This is a genomic window from Mesorhizobium sp. B2-2-4 (assembly GCF_006442375.1).
Classification (GTDB): Bacteria; Pseudomonadota; Alphaproteobacteria; order Rhizobiales; family Rhizobiaceae; genus Mesorhizobium.
On sequence record NZ_VFWB01000009.1, the window covers coordinates 105,924 to 123,079 of the forward strand.

Sequence of the window (17,156 nt, forward strand, 5' to 3'; positions counted from 1 at the left end):
GCATGAATGCCTTCGATCGCCTGTATGGAAATTACGTTTTTGACCTGCGTGAAGCCTTAGGCGCGGCCAACGAGTGGTGGGCAAAGCTTCAGGTGAAGATTGCAGGCGAAACCTCTTCAAAGGAGGAAGCCGCCCGTATAATCGAGGCCCGCTGGCCGTTCGGTCCGTCCTCGCATCCATTCGTGCTGGCGGTCTTCCGCAAATATTACCTTAGCGTGGTGGCGATCAACGAGGAAATCGAGACCTACGGCGACGCACGTGATTCTGTTGAAAGGATTCCGCCGTCGGAGGACGACTGGGGTATCGACGACGAAGATGATGACAATCGGCGATTTGAAGACGGTGTTCCAATCGCTCCCTGGCTGCTGCTCGTGGATGCGCTGCATGGCGAGGACGAGGATCTCGTCGACGCCGTTGTTTGGCTGGTCTACCAGCCGGTTGGTCTCGACGCCAGCGACCACGTGGTCTGAGAGGAGCCGAGCCATGTCCCCGATCCTTACTCAGCATCGACGCGAGCAGAACATTCGTCGCCTTCTGGAAGCGCCGGACGACCTCATGCTCTCCGGCGCGCCGCTTGCCGGATCGGCCGTGCCACAGCCGGGAGCGCCGCCACATCGCGAACTGTTCGCGACCTATCTCGACCAACTCCGGCCGCACGTGGAGCGTGTCGCCTCTGATTGGCAGGAGGCGATGACCTATCAGACCGTCAGGCTCGGCAGCCCCGAGGCCGCGCGCGACTTCCTAACTCAGGAATATCCGGCTGGTCCTGCTGCCGATATGCATTTCATCGCCGTGGTGCGCAAGTTCTGGCTGGCCTGCGACGCCCTCAACGACGGTGGAGCCGAATCCGTCGACCCGCCGATATTCCTACTTGCATGGGTGATCGAAGCTGGCGAGAACCTTTGCGTCGAAGTGCTGGCCAGCCAGCCCTACTGGCCTGTCGGCCTGTCCAAAGAGGGGCGTTGGTGCTGACATGGCTGCTTTCAACGTCTGGATAGAGAACCGCACGCCGTTTGCCACCGCCACCATGGTACAGGTCGACGCTGAGGGTCAGGAACTCATGGTCGCCATGTTCTCCGCGAGCTTCGAGGCGGCCGACGCGGGCGCCCCATTTTGGCCGGCCGCCGAACAACTTCCCGTGGCGTTGAGCGACGAGCCGTTCGGCGACCCCGCAGCCTCCTCGATACGCTATGAGGCCGATATCGCGCCAGTGAAGACGGTCGCCGAGGTCGTGGTCAATGGCACCGCATACGCGCCGAACGATAAGCCGGTTCGCGAGATGCAGGTTGGCTTGAGAATTGGCGTAGTGCGCAAGGCGCTTCAGGTTGCCGGCGACCGTATCTACGACGCTGGCAGCTATTCGACGCCGCACCCTTTCCGCACCTTGTCGCTGGTCTATGAGCGTGCATATGGCGGTACGACCGAGGACGGGCGCGTCGAAACACGCAACCCGGTTGGCGTTGGCTTCCACCATGCTCGCTCGGCCGACCCTGCGGTAAAGACCCATGCTCCCAACATCACCTATCCGGGGGAACCCTATCTCAGTCCTTCCGACCGGCCGAAGCCTGCGGGATTCGGTGTAATCGGGCGGGGGTGGCAGCCTCGCATCCGTTATGCCGGCACCTATGATCAAGCGTGGACTGACACGCAGTGGCCCCTTCCGCCTAAGGACTTCGATTCTCAGCATTATCTTTGCGCGCCGGCCGACCAGCGCCTGCCGCAGATACTAGGTGGGGAGGCTGTGACGCTAGTCGGGCTAACGCCCGAAAGCCGCTGGGATTTTCGCCTCCCATCCGTCACCGCGCCGGTACGGCTGATCTTCGACGATCGCATCGAGAACGCTGCGTTCCGGGCCGACACGGTAGTGATCGAGCCTGATCTCAGACGCGTCACGCTCAAGGCCCGTCTTGCGGTCTTGACGCGGCGCAACGCGCCCGCGCTGCGGGAGATCGTCTTCGGCCACGTGACACCGATGTTCCTTACTGCTGCCCGCAAGGGCAAGGAATACACAGGCATCGGCGGTGACGGAACACTACGCGACCAGCCTGTGTGGCGGCCATGAGGCGACCGCTTTATATCACAGGCGCAGGCGCAGTCACAGCTGCTGGCCTCAACGCTGCGCAGACGCTCGCCGCTATACGCGCCGGTCTATCAGCAGTCGATGCGTGGATGACCGAGGAGGGCGAAACAATTACCGTTGCCCGCGTGCCGGCGCGCTCCCGGGTACGCCGAAACGAAGGCGAGTGGCTTGCCAACATAGCCGCCCGCGCGATCAACGAAGCGATGCGCACCGGCGAATCGCGCACGGAGGCGACGGCGATTCTTATGACTCCACCTGAGAGCTTTCGCCAGCATACCGCCTACGGAGACATCCGCCCGTCAGCCTTCCCTGGCGCGATCATTGCGGCGACGGGGCAGCACTTCCACCGCGCGTCACGGGCTGTGGACGGCGGCGCGGCGGCCAGTCTCGGCCTCCTTGAACGCGCCATCAATATCCTAGAAACTGAGGGCGCCGAGCAGGTACTGCTCGGCGGCGTCGACAGCCTTGTCAACGACACCGATCTAGCCCGGCTGGCCCGGGCCGGACGCCTTTCTGGGGATGACAACGCGCAGGGTCTAGTGCCAGGCGAAGGCGCCGTCTTCGTACGTCTCACCCGCGAGCCTAAGGCGGTGGATCGTGTTCATGTGGCGATCCACGGCGTCGGCACGGCGCAGGAGACCGATGGCGTGTTATCGAAGCGGTTCAGTCAGGGCCGGGCAATGCTCGGTGCCCTGCGCGATGCGATGAGCGGACCGGGTCCGTCCGAACCAGACATCAATTTCGTCGTAAGCAACGGCAATGGCGAGCGCTACAACGGCTGGGAGCAACTCATTGTGCGACAGCGCTTTTACCGCACGAGCCGTGAAATCCTGCCCACCGCCTATCCAGCGATGACGATCGGCGACGTAGGCGCTGCCGGAGGGGCGATGGCCCTGATGCTGGCCGCTGATAGCTTTGTGAACGACTATGCGCCCGGGCCGACCGCCATCTGCGAGGTGTCTTCCGAAGGCGGCCTGCGCGCGGCAGCGGTGATGGCCGGCATGACCCGCCGCTAACCCTGCGGCCGAACTCACATCCAAGCCGGGAACCGGCGCGTCCTGCGCCAATCGGTCAGCGGCGCATCCGGCTCAACGAGTGCGGCGCGTATTGCGTCCAGCCGAAGCCTGCGCATCGAATAGAAGGGCTCGTGATTGCCTCCGCCGCGCACCTCATCCCACCACGCCGTGATGCGATCGGCAACCGGAAGCGGGCTGGCGGTCAGGAATTCAAATTCCCTGCCGAGCAAGGCCGGATCTATCGTGAACAGGTTGGTATCATTGAAATCCACGTCGAAAAGATCTCGCAGCGCCAGCCCGGCGGCGAAGACAAGCTCCGGCTCACGCATCTTGGCGATCAGCCAGGGCATGACCGACCGGTCGCCAAAGAGTCCGATCGCCGCTGTTGCGGTGGCGCGCAAGGCAGACTGCTTCAAATGGTCCTGCAACCAGCCCCTGCCGGTCTTCAGGGGCGTCGTCAGAAGGCGCATCTCGATCGCTGCGGGCGCGAGGCCGGGTTCTGCCAGCACTATCCGGTCGAGCGCCGAGTGAGCCGAGCGCGCTTCGCCAAGAAGGCAAGCCGCAAGAGCGGCAGTCAGACGTTCCTTCGGCGTGTCGCCCTCAAGTCCGGCCAGCACCGCCGGAAGGAGGTCGCGCCGTTTGAGCCCGCCGGCAAGCCGAAACGCACGTCCACGAACATCCGGGCACGGATCGCTCAGCAAAACGCCGAGGCGGGCACCGGGATCCACGCGATGATGCCAGAGTGCCGCGAGGCCGAGGGCGCGCAGCCGCGCGTCGCGCGCGTCCAGCCAGTCCGCCATGAACGGACGCAGGTTTTCGCGCGGCGTGCGCGCAATCGCGCCGGACAAGCCCGACACGCCAACCTCGCCCAGCGTCGCCGCGGCGTCAATCGCCGAAGCAACGGCTTCGGAATCGCCCCAGCGCAACGCCAGCGCGCCAAGCACGAAAAGCTCGCCGAGTTCGGCATAATCGGCGAAATGCGCCTGCGCCGCCTCCCAACCGGCTTTTCCGGACGCCATCAGCCCGTCGAGATTTGCATTCAGGCGTTGGTCGATGCGGCCGATATCGGTTTCGCCCAGGATCGGCCGATCGATTTCATGGCGGCGACGGAACCAGAGGAAGGCTGCGTTGCTGGCGTGCTGGTCGACGATGGCAGCGATAGACGCGATACGCAGCATCGTGAATGCCTCAGTTGAGATGGATGGCTCCGCCACGGATGCAGTTGGTGCCGCTGGCCTGGCTCGTCAGCTGGCTGCCGCGAATTGTGATACGCCCATCCTTCTCCAGGATGATCGACGCCTGTCCGCAGCGCAGCTCAATGCGCTGGTCTGCGGTTATCGACACCCGTTCACCGTCGCGGAGGATCTGCAGGTCCTTGTTCTTTCGCAGGGGCTCAACGATTCGTCCCACCACAAGCGGCCTCGTTGGATCGCCGCCTTCAAAAAGTAACGCCACTTCCGAACCAATGGCGGTCGAATCGAGCTCGGCCAAGCTGCGCGCCGGGATCGCAGTCTCGCGGGGATTGCCGACAAAGACCACAAGCGGCATTCCGCCGTCAATGCCGATCACAAGCCCGATTACCACTCCGTCAATCCGATTGAGCACATCCATATTGCCTGTCCTCAATTATTGTGAACGTTGCTGCCTTTAATATTCACATTGCTGGAAGCACTGATGTCAATCTTACCGCCGCCCTTTATGGAGATATTCTTCCCATCGATCAGAATCGTTCCATCCTTCTTCATAGTAATCGATGCACTGCCGCATTCTAATGTGATCGAATCCTTCGCATTGATCGTTATATTCTTGCCAGAAGCGATCGACATGTCTTCAGCGACGTCGATGGCGCTGCCCTTGCCGACCTTGAGCGAATGCGCTCCATCGATTTGGGTGCCATCGTCCGCGGTGATCTTGGCGGTCCGTCCCTTGCCGATCGTCGAAGCATGATCGCCGTCTACATTGAATGTCTGATTTCCATTAATTTTCACCGTCTGGTCGGATTTGATGGTCCAACTGTCGGAAGCCCCGATGTCGTGGCTCTGCCCCAGCACCACGCTGACAGAACGGGTCGCGCCGATGCTGTTGATCTGAAAACCGCCGACGCTACGGGTCTCCGCGGCGCCGACGGTGTCGAAACGCGCCGCCTTCACCGTAATCGTCTGTACAATCCCCACTGTCTGAGAATGATTGGCGTCGATGTTTTCCGTCGAGTTCGACACGACATGAATGGTCTCGTTGGCCATGACTGTCAGCGAGCGGTTGGCGCCCACTGTCTCGGTGTCGTTCGAGCCGATGTTGGTGGTCTGGTCGACGCCGATCTTGACCGTCTTGTTGTTGCCGACGTCCTCGTCGAGGTTGTGGCCGACGGAGTGTTTGGCGTCGTGGTCAATGCGGTCGGACTGATCGTGCTGGACCAGCTTTGTGCGGTCATGCTTGATCAGAAGGTTGTGATCCTTCTGCGCCTGGAAATTGACCAGTTCGGAGCCCGCCTTATCCTCGAACATCAGTTCGTTGTAGCCGCCACCGCCTTTGGAAGAATCCGACTTCCAGCCCGATTGTGTGGCGTTGCCAGGCAGGCCGTAGGGCGGCATCTGCGAGGCATTGTAGACCCGGCCGGTGATGATCGGCAGGTCCGGGTCGCCTTCGATGAAGTCGACGATGACCTCCTGGCCGATGCGCGGTATCTGGATGAACCCCCAGCCACTGCCGGCCCAGCTCTGCGACACCCGTACGAAACAGGAACTGTTCTGGTCCTTCTTGCCGACGCGGTCCCAATGAAACTGGATCTTCACCCGCGCATATTTGTCGGTGAATATCTCCTCGCCGGATGGACCGACCACCGTCGCCGTCTGCGGGCCGCGCATGATCGGTCGTGGCGTGGTCCGCGGCGGGCGATAGGGCAAGGCTGTCGGCGCCACACCGAGGACCACTTTGAAACTCTCGCTTTCGACGTCGGCCTGGGCTCTATAGCCGGGGTCAAACAGCCTGTATTCGGCGCTGACCACCAGATATTCCTGGTTCTGGTCTTCGCGCGGAAAACCGTCCAGCTTGAACGTGCAGCCGGAATACAAGCCGCGCACGGTGCCGGCCGCGGCGATGCGCTGGTGCAAGGCCTGGATCTCCTCGCGCCGGATCGAAGCCAGGCTGTCGCCCCGGCTTGCTTCGAGATGCGCGCCCGGCTGGCGGTAGTTCTCACCCGCGGACAGTTTGTGACTGAACGGCTGGGCCGACTTGGCCATGAGGTCGGCGCCCGGCTTCTTGAAATCATAATCGGTGTGGGCATAGGCGCCTGGGCGCACCGAGCTGCCCGGTATCCATTCGGTGATGTATTCGACGTCGCGCCGGGAGCCCTGACCTTCAAAGTTATAGAGCACTTTCTCGTAGCCCGGCGCAGGCTTCAGCTTGCTCATCGCATCGGCCAGGACAAGCGTATGCTTGCCGTCATCGTGCTCGAAGAAATAGAAGATACCTTCGTGCTCCAGCAGCCGCTGCACAAAGTCCAGATCGGTCTCGTCGTATTGCACGCAGTATTCACGCGCCGGATAGGACCCTTGCAGGCGTAGATCGAATTCGGAAATACCGTATTTCTTGAAGACATCCTTGACGATGTCGACGACGCTCTTGTTCTGGAAAATATAGCAATCTGTGGTGTTACCGAGAAACCAGAGCCACGGCCTCATGACGGCCTCGTAGTAGGCTAGCCGGTCCTCCATGCGGGTGAGCCGAAACTCCGATACGATTCCACTGAGCCAGCGCTTTGGATCGGATTCACCTTCGATCGAGACAGGCCCGCCCAGCATCTTCAACGGGTCGATATCGGAGTCTGTGCTCACGAACCCGACCGTGTAGGCAAAGCAACGGCTGATCTCATCGCGTCCGACAAGATGCGTGAAGGTCAGCAAATCGGAGCCAACCGGTGTGCGGACAACGGTGGCACGTTCATTCGGCATGGGTCGAGCCCCCTCCTGGACGCGGCCGCCAATGTGATGGATTTGAAGTTCCCGCTATATCAACGGTGTCATTAGCGGTGTTACGTTCAGGAACTTTCCAAATCCGCCACGCCAGGCCATGTTTAGCCTACCACATGTTTTCCCGCTGACCAAAGAGGACAGGCGGGCGACAGAATCTTATCCGTCGACTCGTCGGCTTGAAACGCCGCTGTCCTGTTTTGCCTGCAAGCTGCTAGAATGTTGGAGTATCGATCAACGATCGACGGCGATCTTGGATGTACATCAGTCTGCGGATCAACAATGTCGACGCCCTGCTCGCTGGCACCTCGACCAGCTACGTGGCGCGTGATAGCGGCTTCGAAATCGGGCGCGATGCTTGTGACTGGACCTTGCCCGACCCCGACAAGTTCATCTCGGGTCGGCACTGCGAGGTTCGATACGAGGCGGGCGCGTTCTGGCTGTACGACATCTCGCGCAACGGGACCTTCATCAATGGATCGAGCCAGCGCATGAGCGGCCCGCATCGGCTGGTCGATGGCGACCGGATGCTGATCGGCCGCTATGTCGTCTTGGTATCGGTCGAAGAAGAGCGCGCCACGGCAGACCACCCCAGCCGCGATTCGACACAGCGGGAAACGCCGGTCGCGACAGGCCGGCCGCTGGAATTCGGAGATGGGCCTTTCTTCGAGCCCGCGCAGCAACGGTCCGCACAGCGCAGTTCCGCGCCGACATTCTCGTCGCCTGCCCTTCCCTCAACCAGGGACGAGGTGCTGCGGGAGATCGCGATCGCAGCCGGCATTTCGCCGGAATTGCTTCAATCGCGCGACCCCCATGAAGTTGCCGCCGAAATCGGCGCGGTCTTGCGGGACGTGGTCGAGGAGCTGACCCTGCTGCTGAAAGCACGCGCGGCCGCGAAAATGTTGGCCAAAAGCACACAGCGAACGATGATCAGCGCCGCCGACAACAATCCGATGAAGTTCGTTCCAGGAACCGACGACATCCTGGAAATCATGTTCGCCCGGCGCAGGACCGGCTATCTTGATGCCAGGCGCAGCATCGAAGATGCATTCCGCGATCTCAAGACTCACGAGTTTGCCACTTATACCGCGATGCAAACCGCGCTCTCCCGGCTGCTTGACGACCTGTCGCCCGAGGCGATCGGCAGGAAACTCCCGCCTACCTCGTTTACGAAGAAGAAGAGCCAAGCCTGGGACGTCTATGTCGCGACATGGCGGACCATGGAGGAGGCACATGAAAACGGCATGCTTGATATATTCCTGGCCTATTTCAGCGAGGCCTACGCCAAGGCCGGCAAGCAGAAATAGGAGGTCCCAGGAAGGCACGGCCCCCGTAAACGTATGGCCAAAAAGCACATGGCCAAAAATGCATGGCACGGCAGTCGGCGAAGAAAAGTCTCGCTGACGCCCGACGTCCGGTTCCAATCGACGATTTCTGAGATTACGATCGCATGAGACAGTTCGCCAAGCGGGTAAGACTCATTGAGCTGGGGGTCTGCGGCAAATGTCATGCCACGGCGGGATAGCATTTTCTAGCCACTGCCACGGCCGGCAGCGGCTGTCTTTCCTTTACCCGACCGGAAACCGTTCTGCGCCCATCTCACCCCATCGCCGGCGCCCCGCCTGCACGGACGATCTGCGATGAGTTCGAAAGACGACCCCTTCGGCCCGGCGGGCAAGACGGTCATTCGCGCAAATCCGCGGAGCAAGCAAAAATCGGCGCTAGTTCCCGAGCTGCCCGTCGCGGACAGAGGCCAGCCCTCTCCGATCAAGGATTCGACGGTGTTCGATCCAGGCGGCGGGCGGTCGCCAGGCTGGGCATCCGGAACCGTGATTTATCAAGGTGGCCCCGGCGATGTTGGGGCGCCGACAGGCTCTGCTGGGACTGCGCCGAGGACAGGCATCGAGCAGGAAAGCCTATTCAACGCCGGGAGCGGCATCAAATACGCCGCGGCAAACCCCATTCTCGCCGCGGCGGCACCTTTGCTGATGCTGCTCGGACAGCTCAGGCTCTTGCCCGTTGAAAGACAGGCGGCGCCATTGGCGCAACATATCACCGAGGCGATTGAGAAATTCGACCGGATAGTTGAGAAGTCAGGCGTTGCCGAAGAGGATGCCCGGATTGCGAAATTCGCCCTCTGCGAAACCGCCGACGATCTCATCGGTAACCTGCCCTGGCCTAGGAATGACGCCTGGGCGCCACACGGGATGCTGCGGCAATTCTTTCACCTCGAGCCCACCGGCACCGGCTTCTACGAAGCGCTGAACAAGATCCTGGCCAGTCCCGAAAAACACTACGATCTGCTCGAACTGATGCATGCCTGCCTGTCGCTGGGTTTCGAAGGCCAGTATCGAGGCGTGACGCGACAAGACAACAATCTCGAACGCGTTCGTCGCGACGTTTACGAGACGCTTCGCTATTTCAGGCCGCGTTCCGGTGGAGACATCTCGCCGCATTGGCAGGGCCTAGCGGCGGCGATGGCGCAGTCCTCCGCCCCCCTGCCGCTTTGGGTCGTCGCGGCAGCGGCGACCGCGTTGCTGACAGCGGCGTTCTTCGCGTTGCGGGTCTTCATCACCAATGAAGGTGAGGCGGTCGCGGGTGAATTGCTGGCGCTCGACCCATTAACACCAGTCGTCATAGAACGCGCCGGCGTGGCGCCGTTGGCTGAGCCGGCGAAAGTCACCCCACCAGCGGCCACCGCGCAGATTGATCGTATTCGTGCGGCATTGGCCAAGGATCTCGAAGGCGGCGGGCTGACCATCGGCACCAAGGGCGACTTCATCGTCGTGGAGATCAACAATCTCCTGCTGTTCCAGTCCGGCAGGGCCGAGGCGAGGCCGGAATTCCAGCCCATTGCCACCGACATCGCCGCGGCTCTGGAACACGAGCCTGGACCAATCCGGATCGTCGGCCACACGGACAATGTGAAACCACGAAAGTCGAGCGCGTTCAAATCCAACTTCGACCTTTCCGTCGCCCGGGCGAAGGCAGTCGAAGTGTTGATGGCAGTGAAATTCAGCGATCCCTCGCGACTGACGGTCGAGGGCAAGGGCGAGGACGAGCCAATCGCCGACAATGCGACACCGGATGGCCGCGCCAAGAACCGCCGTGTCGATGTGATGATCCCCAGGGAGGAAACACTGTGAGCACGGCCCGCTGGAACCACCCATGACGCGTTGGCTGTTGCGGATATTCAGCGTGATCGCGCTGGCCGGCTTCGCCGCGGCAGTGTGGTTTGGCGGGCCATTGATCCGCTTCGCCGACATCCGGCCGCTCGGACCTGGGTGGCTGCGCGCGACGATCATTGGTGTGATCCTCGCGCTGCTGGCGCTTTTTTACGCGCTGCGTTTCTGGAAAGCGAGGAAGGCGCAAAAAGCGCTCGAAGCCGTCGTTGCGCACAATGACGACTGCGATGACGATTCTCGGGTGCTCGAAGCGCGGATGAATGAGGCCGTGGCGGCGCTCAAACGGTCGAGCGGCAAGCGCAACTTTCTCTATGAGATCCCCTGGTACGTTGTCATCGGCCCGCCGGGTGCCGGCAAGACAACGGCTCTGGTCAATTCAGGCCTGAATTTTCCGCTTGCCGGTTCGGGGGACGCCCAACCGGTGGCCGGTGTTGGCGGAACACGTGCCTGCGACTGGTGGTTTACCGATCAGGCCGTGCTGATCGACACCGCAGGTCGTTATACGACGCAGGACTCCAATCCCGAGATTGACAAGAAGAGCTGGCTCGCATTCCTGTCACTGCTCAAGAGGTACCGCACCAGACAACCGATAAACGGCGTCATCCTGGCCATCAGCCTTGCCGATGTGATGAGCTTCGATGATCAGCAGCTTGATGCCCACATCGTCGAGATACGCAGCCGCCTGAGAGAAATTCACGAGACGCTGAAGATCCAGTTTCCCGTCTATCTGCTTTTCACCAAGGCCGATCTGGTTTCAGGGTTCACGGATTATTTCGGCGGTTTCGACGAGGCGCGCAGACGCAAGGTATGGGGCACGACATTCCAGACGGCGGAGCGCGATAGGAACATGGCCGCCGCGGCTCCTGCCGAACTCGATGGGCTGGCGGAACGACTGGCGGACGAGATGGCCGACCGCCTCCAGGAAGAGGCTGATCCGGTCACGCGCATCTCCATCTTCGGCTTTCCGGCTCAGTTCGGCGCGCTGAGGGCTCGCATTACCAGTTTTGTCGCCGGTCTATTCGACCCGTCCCGCAGCCAGGTGAACGCCAGCCTGCGTGGACTCTATTTTTCGTCAGGCACGCAAGAGGGAACGCCCATCGATCAGGTGCTGGGCGCAATCGGCCGCAATTTCGGGGGCAATTCCCGCCCGCACCTTTCCGGAACCGGCAAAAGCTTCTTTTTGCATGATCTGCTGACGGACGTCATTTTTGCCGAATCCGGATGGGTTTCGTATGACAAATCAGCTGCGAGGCGGGCGGCGGTGGCCAGATTTGGCGGCCTCGGTACGATAGCGCTGATCGCTGCTGCCGCACTCGGTACGCTCGCTCTGAGCTTCGCGGCCAACCGCTCGCTGATCGCGTCCGCAACGGTTGCCATGGGCCAGTATCGCGCGACGGCGGAAAAGCTGCTCAAGGCGGCCACGGTTACCGATGTGGACCTTGAAAACGTCATCGGCCCGCTCGACCAGTTGCGCGACCTGCCGGCCGGGTTCGAAGCCGCTGAGCTAGCGACACCGATCGGGGAGACGTTCCGCCTCAGTCAGCGGGAAAGACTTCTTTCCGCGTCCCGGACCGCTTATCGGAAAGGCCTGGAACGCATGTTGCGCTCGCGCCTGCTGATCCAGGCCGAGCGAACGATCCAAGCCAAGATGGGCGATCCCGCCGCACTCTACGAGCCGTTGAAAATCTACCTCATGCTTGGTGGCAAAGCGCCGAAGGTCGATGACGCGCTGATCGTTTCCTGGATGAAGCAAGATTGGGAAAAGAACCGATACCCGGGCGAAAACAACCGCGAGGGACGAGCGCACCTCGAAAAGCACCTGCGCGCCATGCTCGCCTTGGACGACGCCTATGACCCCGTTTTCGAACTGAACCAGCCACTTGTTGAAGCCGCACAACGCTCTCTCGAACGCATGAGCCTTGCCGATCGAGCGACCGCTTTGATCAAGTCGGCGATCTACGCGGCGGCGCTGGAGGACTTTTCCATTTCCAAGCAAGGTGGTCCCGAAGCGCAACTGCTGTTCGAACGTATCGATGGCAGCGATCTGGCGGACCTTCGTGTTCCCGGTCTCTACACCAATGCCGGCTTCAACAGGTTCTACCTTGCCCAACTCTCGCGCGTTGCGCAGATGCTCGTTGACGAGCAGTGGGTTCTCGGTGGTGGCGGAGAGCAAGGCGACATCGATCAGCAATTGCTCAGGCTCGGCCCGGAACTTCTCGATCGCTACGACAAGGCGTTCGCCGCGGCGTGGAACAGCGTTCTCGACCAGTTGAAATTCAAGGCGATGCTGACAGACAAGCCGCACTATACCGCGCTTTCAGCCGCTGCCTCCCCCAATTCGCCGATAAAGCGGCTGTTTTCGGCGATCGCCAACGAGACGGCGCTGACACGGGACCCAGGTGACGGTCCTGGCGCCGAGACAGAATCCGCGGCTCAAAACCAGCAACGCAGCGCCGCAGAATTAGCCAAGGGCTTAGCCCGTATCGGCATACACATAGCCAACGGCAAATCGCAAATCCGCGCCGGCGCACAGCCCGCTGACGTACAGAACTTGAATCCGGGCGCGAACATTGAAGCGCGATTCAAATCATTCCAGGTCCTGGTGAACGGGCCCACCGGACATCGCCCGATCGACGCACTAACCCAGAACTTCAGCGACATCTATCAAAGCCTGCGACTGGCCACCGAAGTTCCTTCGCAGGTGGAGCGGCTCAACGGTAATCTGCAGCTACAGATTGCCACCCTTCGCGCCAATGTCTCGCGTCTGCCCAAGCAACTCGGCCGGATGGTCAACACGACGGCAGATGAGTTCGAAGGTAACGTCGCCGAAACCTCGGTGACAAACTTGAACCAGATACTCGACCAGACGGTCACAGCCCCCTGCGAGGCAGCGATCAACGGCCGTTACCCCTTCGACGGGAGCAGCACCGAGGATGTCGTCATGACCGATTTCGCGAAGCTGTTCGCCCCAGGCGGACTGATGGACCGGTTCTTTGCACAAAATCTGGCCTCGCTGATCGACATGACCGGCCAGGACTGGCGTTGGAAACAGGATACGCGCTTTGGACGCAACTTGTCGAAATCGACCTTGAAGGACTTCCAGTTGGCTGCGGAAATCCGCATTGCCTTTTTTCCATCGGGCGCTTCAGTACCCTCCGTCAGCGTCACCTTTACACCCTTCTCGCTGCATGGCGATGCCGACATGGCCGTACTTGATATCGATGGCCAGACCGTTCAGAGCAACCAGACCGGAAATGGGCCGAGCACGGTGACTTGGCCGACCGGTACGGCTACCCCATCCGCGAGCCTCAGCCTGACGCCAGAAATGCCGGGGCGCCAGTCCGCCATCACGTTCGAAGGGCCGTGGGCCTTGACGCGGCTTCTGAGCAAGGCGGCTATCACGGGCAACGAGGGCAGCATGCAGGCCCGCTTCGTGATCGGCGGGCGCGACGTCACCTACACGATCCAGACAGGGTCCGGCACCAACCCCTTCCTGCTCCCGGCCCTTTCCGGGTTCACCTGTCCCAAGGCGTTCTGAGATTGAGATGATCCTGGGCAGTAAGCCGCAGAAGCGCAAAACCAGGCACACACATATTTTAGTTTTCGATACTCTAATGTTTGAGCCTGTGGCAAAGTGGCACGAACGCGCCCGAAGGTGCGCCGCGGAGGACGCTGGGTGAAGCGTTTGGTGGCAAATTGAACAATGTCGCCCTTCCCATTGAAAGCTTCGGCGTGAGCCACAGAGGCTGTGTGCGGGAGCTCAATGAAGACAACTACCTGGTCGAGCCCCAGGCTGGCCTGTGGTTGGTCGCCGACGGGATGGGTGGTCACGACGCCGGAGAAGTCGCTTCAGCCAGTATCGTCAATCATCTGGCAACGATCGGGATTGCCAGCTCCGCACCGGATCTTCGGGCGCGCTTCGAAGACAGGCTGAGCAGGGCTAATGCCGAGATCCGCCGCATATCCCAGTCTCGCGGGATAACAATCGGCTCAACTTTTGCCGCCCTGCTTGCCATAGACGGGCGGTTCGCCTGCCTCTGGGCTGGTGACAGCCGCGTCTATCTGATCCGCGAGGCCTCGATCTCGCAAATATCGAAGGACCATACCGAGGTTCAGGAACTCATCGATAAAGGCATGCTCACCGAAGCCGAAGCGCTCACCTGGCCGCGCCGCAATGTCATCACGCAGGCAGTCGGCGTCAGCGACGAGATTGTCATCGATTTCCAGCAAGGTGAAATCCTGCCGGGGGACATCTTTGTGCTGAGCACCGATGGCCTGACGGCGCATGTCACCGATGCCGAGATCAAGGCTGCGACAGTGTCCGCGACACCTCAGTCGGCGTGTGAAAACCTGCTGGAAACGGTTCTGGCGCGTGGCGGAACAGACAATGTGACCATCGTGCTTGTCAGGGTCGCGGGCGGATACGATAGCCAGTCGCCCCGTCCAGCTCTGTACAAAGCGCGGGGGCGGGGCTGATGAGCGCCGACGACAAGACGCGGATATCGCCAGGCGCGGCCAACACTGCCGTGGGCACGCAACTGAGCGGTATCTACGAACTTGACGAGCGGATCGCATTCGGGGGCATGGGCGAAGTCTACCGGGGCCACAACATCCAGACCGGCGACCATGTCGCGATCAAGATCGTTTTGCCGGAATTCGCGCGCGACCAAACGATCTTGTCCCTGTTTCGCAAAGAGGCAACTATCCTGAACCACCTGTCGCATGACGCGGTCGTGCGTTATCACGTCTTCACGATCGATCCGGGGATCGGTCGTCCCTACCTCGCCATGGAATTCGTCGATGGAGCGTCGTTGTTCGACATCATGCGACGTGGGGCGATGCCGACGGGAGAGGTACGAAAGCTGTGCCATCGCCTCGCCTCCGGTCTAAGCGCCGTGCACCAGGCCGGAGCAATACACCGCGACCTCTCGCCGGATAACATTATTCTGCCGGGGGACCGGGTTGACCGTGCGAAGATCATCGATTTCGGCATCGCACGCTCGGCGACGGTGGGCGGAGAGACCCTGATAGGCGGAAGGTTCGCGGGAAAGTACAACTATGTTTCGCCCGAACAACTCGGGCTCTACAGCGGCGACGTCAGAGAGCAGTCCGACATCTACAGCCTTGGGCTGGTATTGGTTGCCGCCTTGCGCGGCAAGCCGGTCGATATGAGCGGCTCGCAGTTCGAAGTCATTGAAAAGCGCCGGACCGTGCCTAATCTCTCCGATATCGATGACGATTTTCGCGGCATTGTCGAAGCCATGCTTCAACCGGATCCGCGAGACCGGCCCGTCAGCATGGCCGAAATCGCCAGGATGACACGTGACGACAACGAGGAGACAATCCCGCCGACTTCCCTCACACCCCGCGTTAGGCCGGGTTTGCCGCCGATAGGGCAAGCCGCTGCTCCAGCCAGCAAGAATGAGGTCGAGCGGCACGACGACGCAGACGCGACGGGTTCAGGTAGGCCGCGCTTCGTCCAGCATGTGCGGCCCGCGCATTTGTCTGGACCGCCGCGCCCGCCCCCCCTCGGCGCTGCACGTACGGCCATGGCCGAGGTGCCTGGCAAATCCACAAGGACCCGAACGATCGCGCTCTGTGCCTTGGCGGCGCTAGCCGTGGCCTCTGGAGGCGGCCTTTATCTGGGCGGCGTCATGACGCCCGCGACGCCGACTGTCGGCAAGACGTCGCTTTCCGCGGCAGAGCCAGCAAAGCCCACGCCCCAAACGTCACAGCCCGCCGCTATGCAGGATGTAGCGAACGCGCCCGAGCCGCCAAAGGTTGTTCCGCCGGCGCAGCCGGAAACGCAGGCCGGCACACCGCCCGCCGAGGATAAGCCACATGCTGTGGCAGCTCAAAGACTGCCGTCGGCCAAGCCCGTCGACATACCTCTACGAACCGAGGCGCCGCCGAAGCCAATCGCGACGAACGCGCCGCCGCCCGAAAGGGCATCGCCGGCAATCCAGCCCGACACGACGGCCAGCGATAGGCAAAAGCCGACTTCACCCGCTACGACCGCTCCAACCCCGCCAGAAGCCGAAACGGTCCAAACTCCGCCGCCGGCTGAGACGGAGGTTGTCGAGACCAAAAAGCCCGAACCACGGGCCAGCCCGCCGGCCGCCCCAATCCCGGAACTGAAATCGAATGCAGGTCCAGCGGTGGATGCCAACGGCAACAGCCAGATTTCTGCATTGCCGACAGGCAAGCAGCCGAACCAACGCGTTGTAGCGTTGAACGTGCCCAAACCAGCGATCCCCCCGGCGGTCGACGATATCGCTCAACGCGTCGCCTGGGTTCGCGCCTTCGGCGGCGGCGACTGTTTCTATGCCGCCGTCACATCTGCTACCGACAAGGCCGCCGCAATCGAAGGATTTGGCACGGCCGTCCAGCCATTCGAACGCATGCTCGGCGATTTCCAGGCAAAATTCCATGTCGAGCCAGACATCAGCGTCCGCCTCATTGAGCCAAGCCAATGCGAGGTAACCAATTTTCTGCGCTTTCTGGGACAGACCGCGGCCGACCAGCCGCAGCTTGTTCTCGACCGAACATCCGTGCCGAACGGTACGCCGATTAGCGGTACATTGGTAACGCGCAGAGGGCTCATCTCCAGCGTTCTGCTGATCGACCACAAAGGCATGGTGTTCAATCTCGACGACCGCATCGTCACGGGGTCGGACAAGGCGACCTTCAGGATCCCGATTGGTCTCGGCACGGCCGATAAGGCTGCTGGAAAGTCCGTGCCGCAGATAATACTGGTGATCACGGGCCCTCGCGACATTCAGTCGGCTGCCTTCTCCGATCCCACGCCAGCTTCGGCGCTGTTGCCCAAAATCATCGAGGAAGTCGAGACCGACGGATCTCGGTTCTCAGCCACTGCCAAGTATTTCCGGCTCGGCGGATAGCGTGG

12 protein-coding genes and 1 pseudogene are annotated in these 17,156 nt (G+C 61.4%); 10 read left to right on the top strand and 3 right to left on the bottom strand.

The genetic code is table 11. The features are described 5' to 3' along the window. The first annotated feature begins 2 nt into the window (after window positions 1-2). From FJ959_RS22965 to FJ959_RS22980, 4 genes are all read left to right on the top strand, one after another. The gene (locus FJ959_RS22965; protein WP_140560448.1) at window positions 3-470 is read left to right on the top strand and encodes a hypothetical protein; all 468 of its coding nucleotides are present in this window, start codon (window positions 3-5) and stop codon (window positions 468-470) included. A gap of 13 nt (window positions 471-483) precedes the next feature. Further along, window positions 484-972 carry a hypothetical protein gene (locus FJ959_RS22970; RefSeq protein WP_140560447.1) on the top strand — a complete coding sequence of 163 codons (489 nt, stop codon included), beginning with the start codon at window positions 484-486 and terminating at the stop codon, window positions 970-972. Between the two features lies 1 nt (window position 973). Then, window positions 974-2,062, top strand: coding sequence for a DUF2169 domain-containing protein (locus tag FJ959_RS22975; RefSeq protein WP_140632234.1), 1,089 nt, complete (start codon window positions 974-976; stop codon window positions 2,060-2,062). Between the two features lie 107 nt (window positions 2,063-2,169). Further along, a complete protein-coding gene (locus FJ959_RS22980) occupies window positions 2,170-3,096 on the top strand; it encodes a beta-ketoacyl synthase N-terminal-like domain-containing protein (RefSeq protein ID WP_181171976.1) in 927 nt (308 codons plus the stop codon). 14 nt (window positions 3,097-3,110) lie between these two features. Here FJ959_RS22980 and FJ959_RS22985 read toward each other — a convergent pair whose 3' ends face one another. The 3 genes from FJ959_RS22985 to tssI are packed head-to-tail and all read right to left on the bottom strand — an operon-like array spanning window position 3,111 to window position 7,046. Then, entirely contained in the window at window positions 3,111-4,274 is a 1,164-nt protein-coding gene (locus tag FJ959_RS22985; protein WP_140632236.1) for a hypothetical protein, read from the bottom strand. Window positions 4,275-4,284: 10 nt separating this feature from the next. Next, window positions 4,285-4,707, bottom strand: coding sequence for a DUF6484 domain-containing protein (locus tag FJ959_RS22990; protein ID WP_140560443.1), 423 nt, complete (start codon window positions 4,705-4,707; stop codon window positions 4,285-4,287). Between the two features lie 11 nt (window positions 4,708-4,718). Further along, complete coding sequence (tssI, locus tag FJ959_RS22995) at window positions 4,719-7,046, bottom strand: type VI secretion system tip protein TssI/VgrG (RefSeq protein WP_140632239.1); 2,328 nt, start codon at window positions 7,044-7,046, stop codon at window positions 4,719-4,721. A 275-nt stretch (window positions 7,047-7,321) separates the two neighbouring features. Between tssI and FJ959_RS32635 the strand changes: the two are divergent. The 6 genes and pseudogenes from FJ959_RS32635 to FJ959_RS23020 all read left to right on the top strand — a co-directional run. Beyond that, window positions 7,322-7,591 (top strand): annotated as a pseudogene (locus tag FJ959_RS32635) (FHA domain-containing protein); the annotation flags it as partial. Next, window positions 7,592-8,371, top strand: coding sequence for a type VI secretion system-associated FHA domain protein TagH (gene tagH / locus FJ959_RS23000; protein ID WP_318013584.1), 780 nt, complete (start codon window positions 7,592-7,594; stop codon window positions 8,369-8,371). It begins immediately after the preceding pseudogene. 333 nt (window positions 8,372-8,704) lie between these two features. Then, a complete protein-coding gene (gene tssL / locus FJ959_RS23005; RefSeq protein WP_140632242.1) occupies window positions 8,705-10,210 on the top strand; it encodes a type VI secretion system protein TssL, long form in 1,506 nt (501 codons plus the stop codon). A 22-nt stretch (window positions 10,211-10,232) separates the two neighbouring features. Continuing rightward, window positions 10,233-13,787, top strand: coding sequence for a type VI secretion system membrane subunit TssM (tssM, locus tag FJ959_RS23010; RefSeq protein WP_140632245.1), 3,555 nt, complete (start codon window positions 10,233-10,235; stop codon window positions 13,785-13,787). Window positions 13,788-13,945: 158 nt separating this feature from the next. Beyond that, window positions 13,946-14,725 (top strand): protein phosphatase 2C domain-containing protein, encoded by a 780-nt coding sequence (locus tag FJ959_RS23015; protein ID WP_140581123.1) that lies wholly within the window; start codon window positions 13,946-13,948, stop codon window positions 14,723-14,725. Beyond that, window positions 14,725-17,151, top strand: a complete 2,427-nt coding sequence (locus FJ959_RS23020; protein ID WP_140632247.1) for a serine/threonine-protein kinase — start codon at window positions 14,725-14,727, stop codon at window positions 17,149-17,151. Before FJ959_RS23015 ends, FJ959_RS23020 begins: the two co-directional genes overlap by 1 nt. Window positions 17,152-17,156: the final 5 nt, after the last annotated feature.

What these genes read in the sequence shown, in the direction of transcription:
- FJ959_RS22965 (WP_140560448.1), top strand. Translation starts at nt 3, where the DNA reads ATGAATGCCTTCGATCGCCTGTATGGAAATTACGTTTTTGACCTGCGT.
- FJ959_RS22970 (WP_140560447.1), top strand. Translation starts at nt 484, where the DNA reads ATGTCCCCGATCCTTACTCAGCATCGACGCGAGCAGAACATTCGTCGC.
- FJ959_RS22975 (WP_140632234.1), top strand. Translation starts at nt 974, where the DNA reads ATGGCTGCTTTCAACGTCTGGATAGAGAACCGCACGCCGTTTGCCACC.
- FJ959_RS22980 (WP_181171976.1), top strand. Translation starts at nt 2,170, where the DNA reads ATGACCGAGGAGGGCGAAACAATTACCGTTGCCCGCGTGCCGGCGCGC.
- FJ959_RS22985 (WP_140632236.1), bottom strand. Translation starts at nt 4,274, where the DNA reads ATGCTGCGTATCGCGTCTATCGCTGCCATCGTCGACCAGCACGCCAGC.
- FJ959_RS22990 (WP_140560443.1), bottom strand. Translation starts at nt 4,707, where the DNA reads ATGGATGTGCTCAATCGGATTGACGGAGTGGTAATCGGGCTTGTGATC.
- tssI (WP_140632239.1), bottom strand. Translation starts at nt 7,046, where the DNA reads ATGCCGAATGAACGTGCCACCGTTGTCCGCACACCGGTTGGCTCCGAT.
- tagH (WP_318013584.1), top strand. Translation starts at nt 7,592, where the DNA reads ATGCTGATCGGCCGCTATGTCGTCTTGGTATCGGTCGAAGAAGAGCGC.
- tssL (WP_140632242.1), top strand. Translation starts at nt 8,705, where the DNA reads ATGAGTTCGAAAGACGACCCCTTCGGCCCGGCGGGCAAGACGGTCATT.
- tssM (WP_140632245.1), top strand. Translation starts at nt 10,233, where the DNA reads ATGACGCGTTGGCTGTTGCGGATATTCAGCGTGATCGCGCTGGCCGGC.
- FJ959_RS23020 (WP_140632247.1), top strand. Translation starts at nt 14,725, where the DNA reads ATGAGCGCCGACGACAAGACGCGGATATCGCCAGGCGCGGCCAACACT.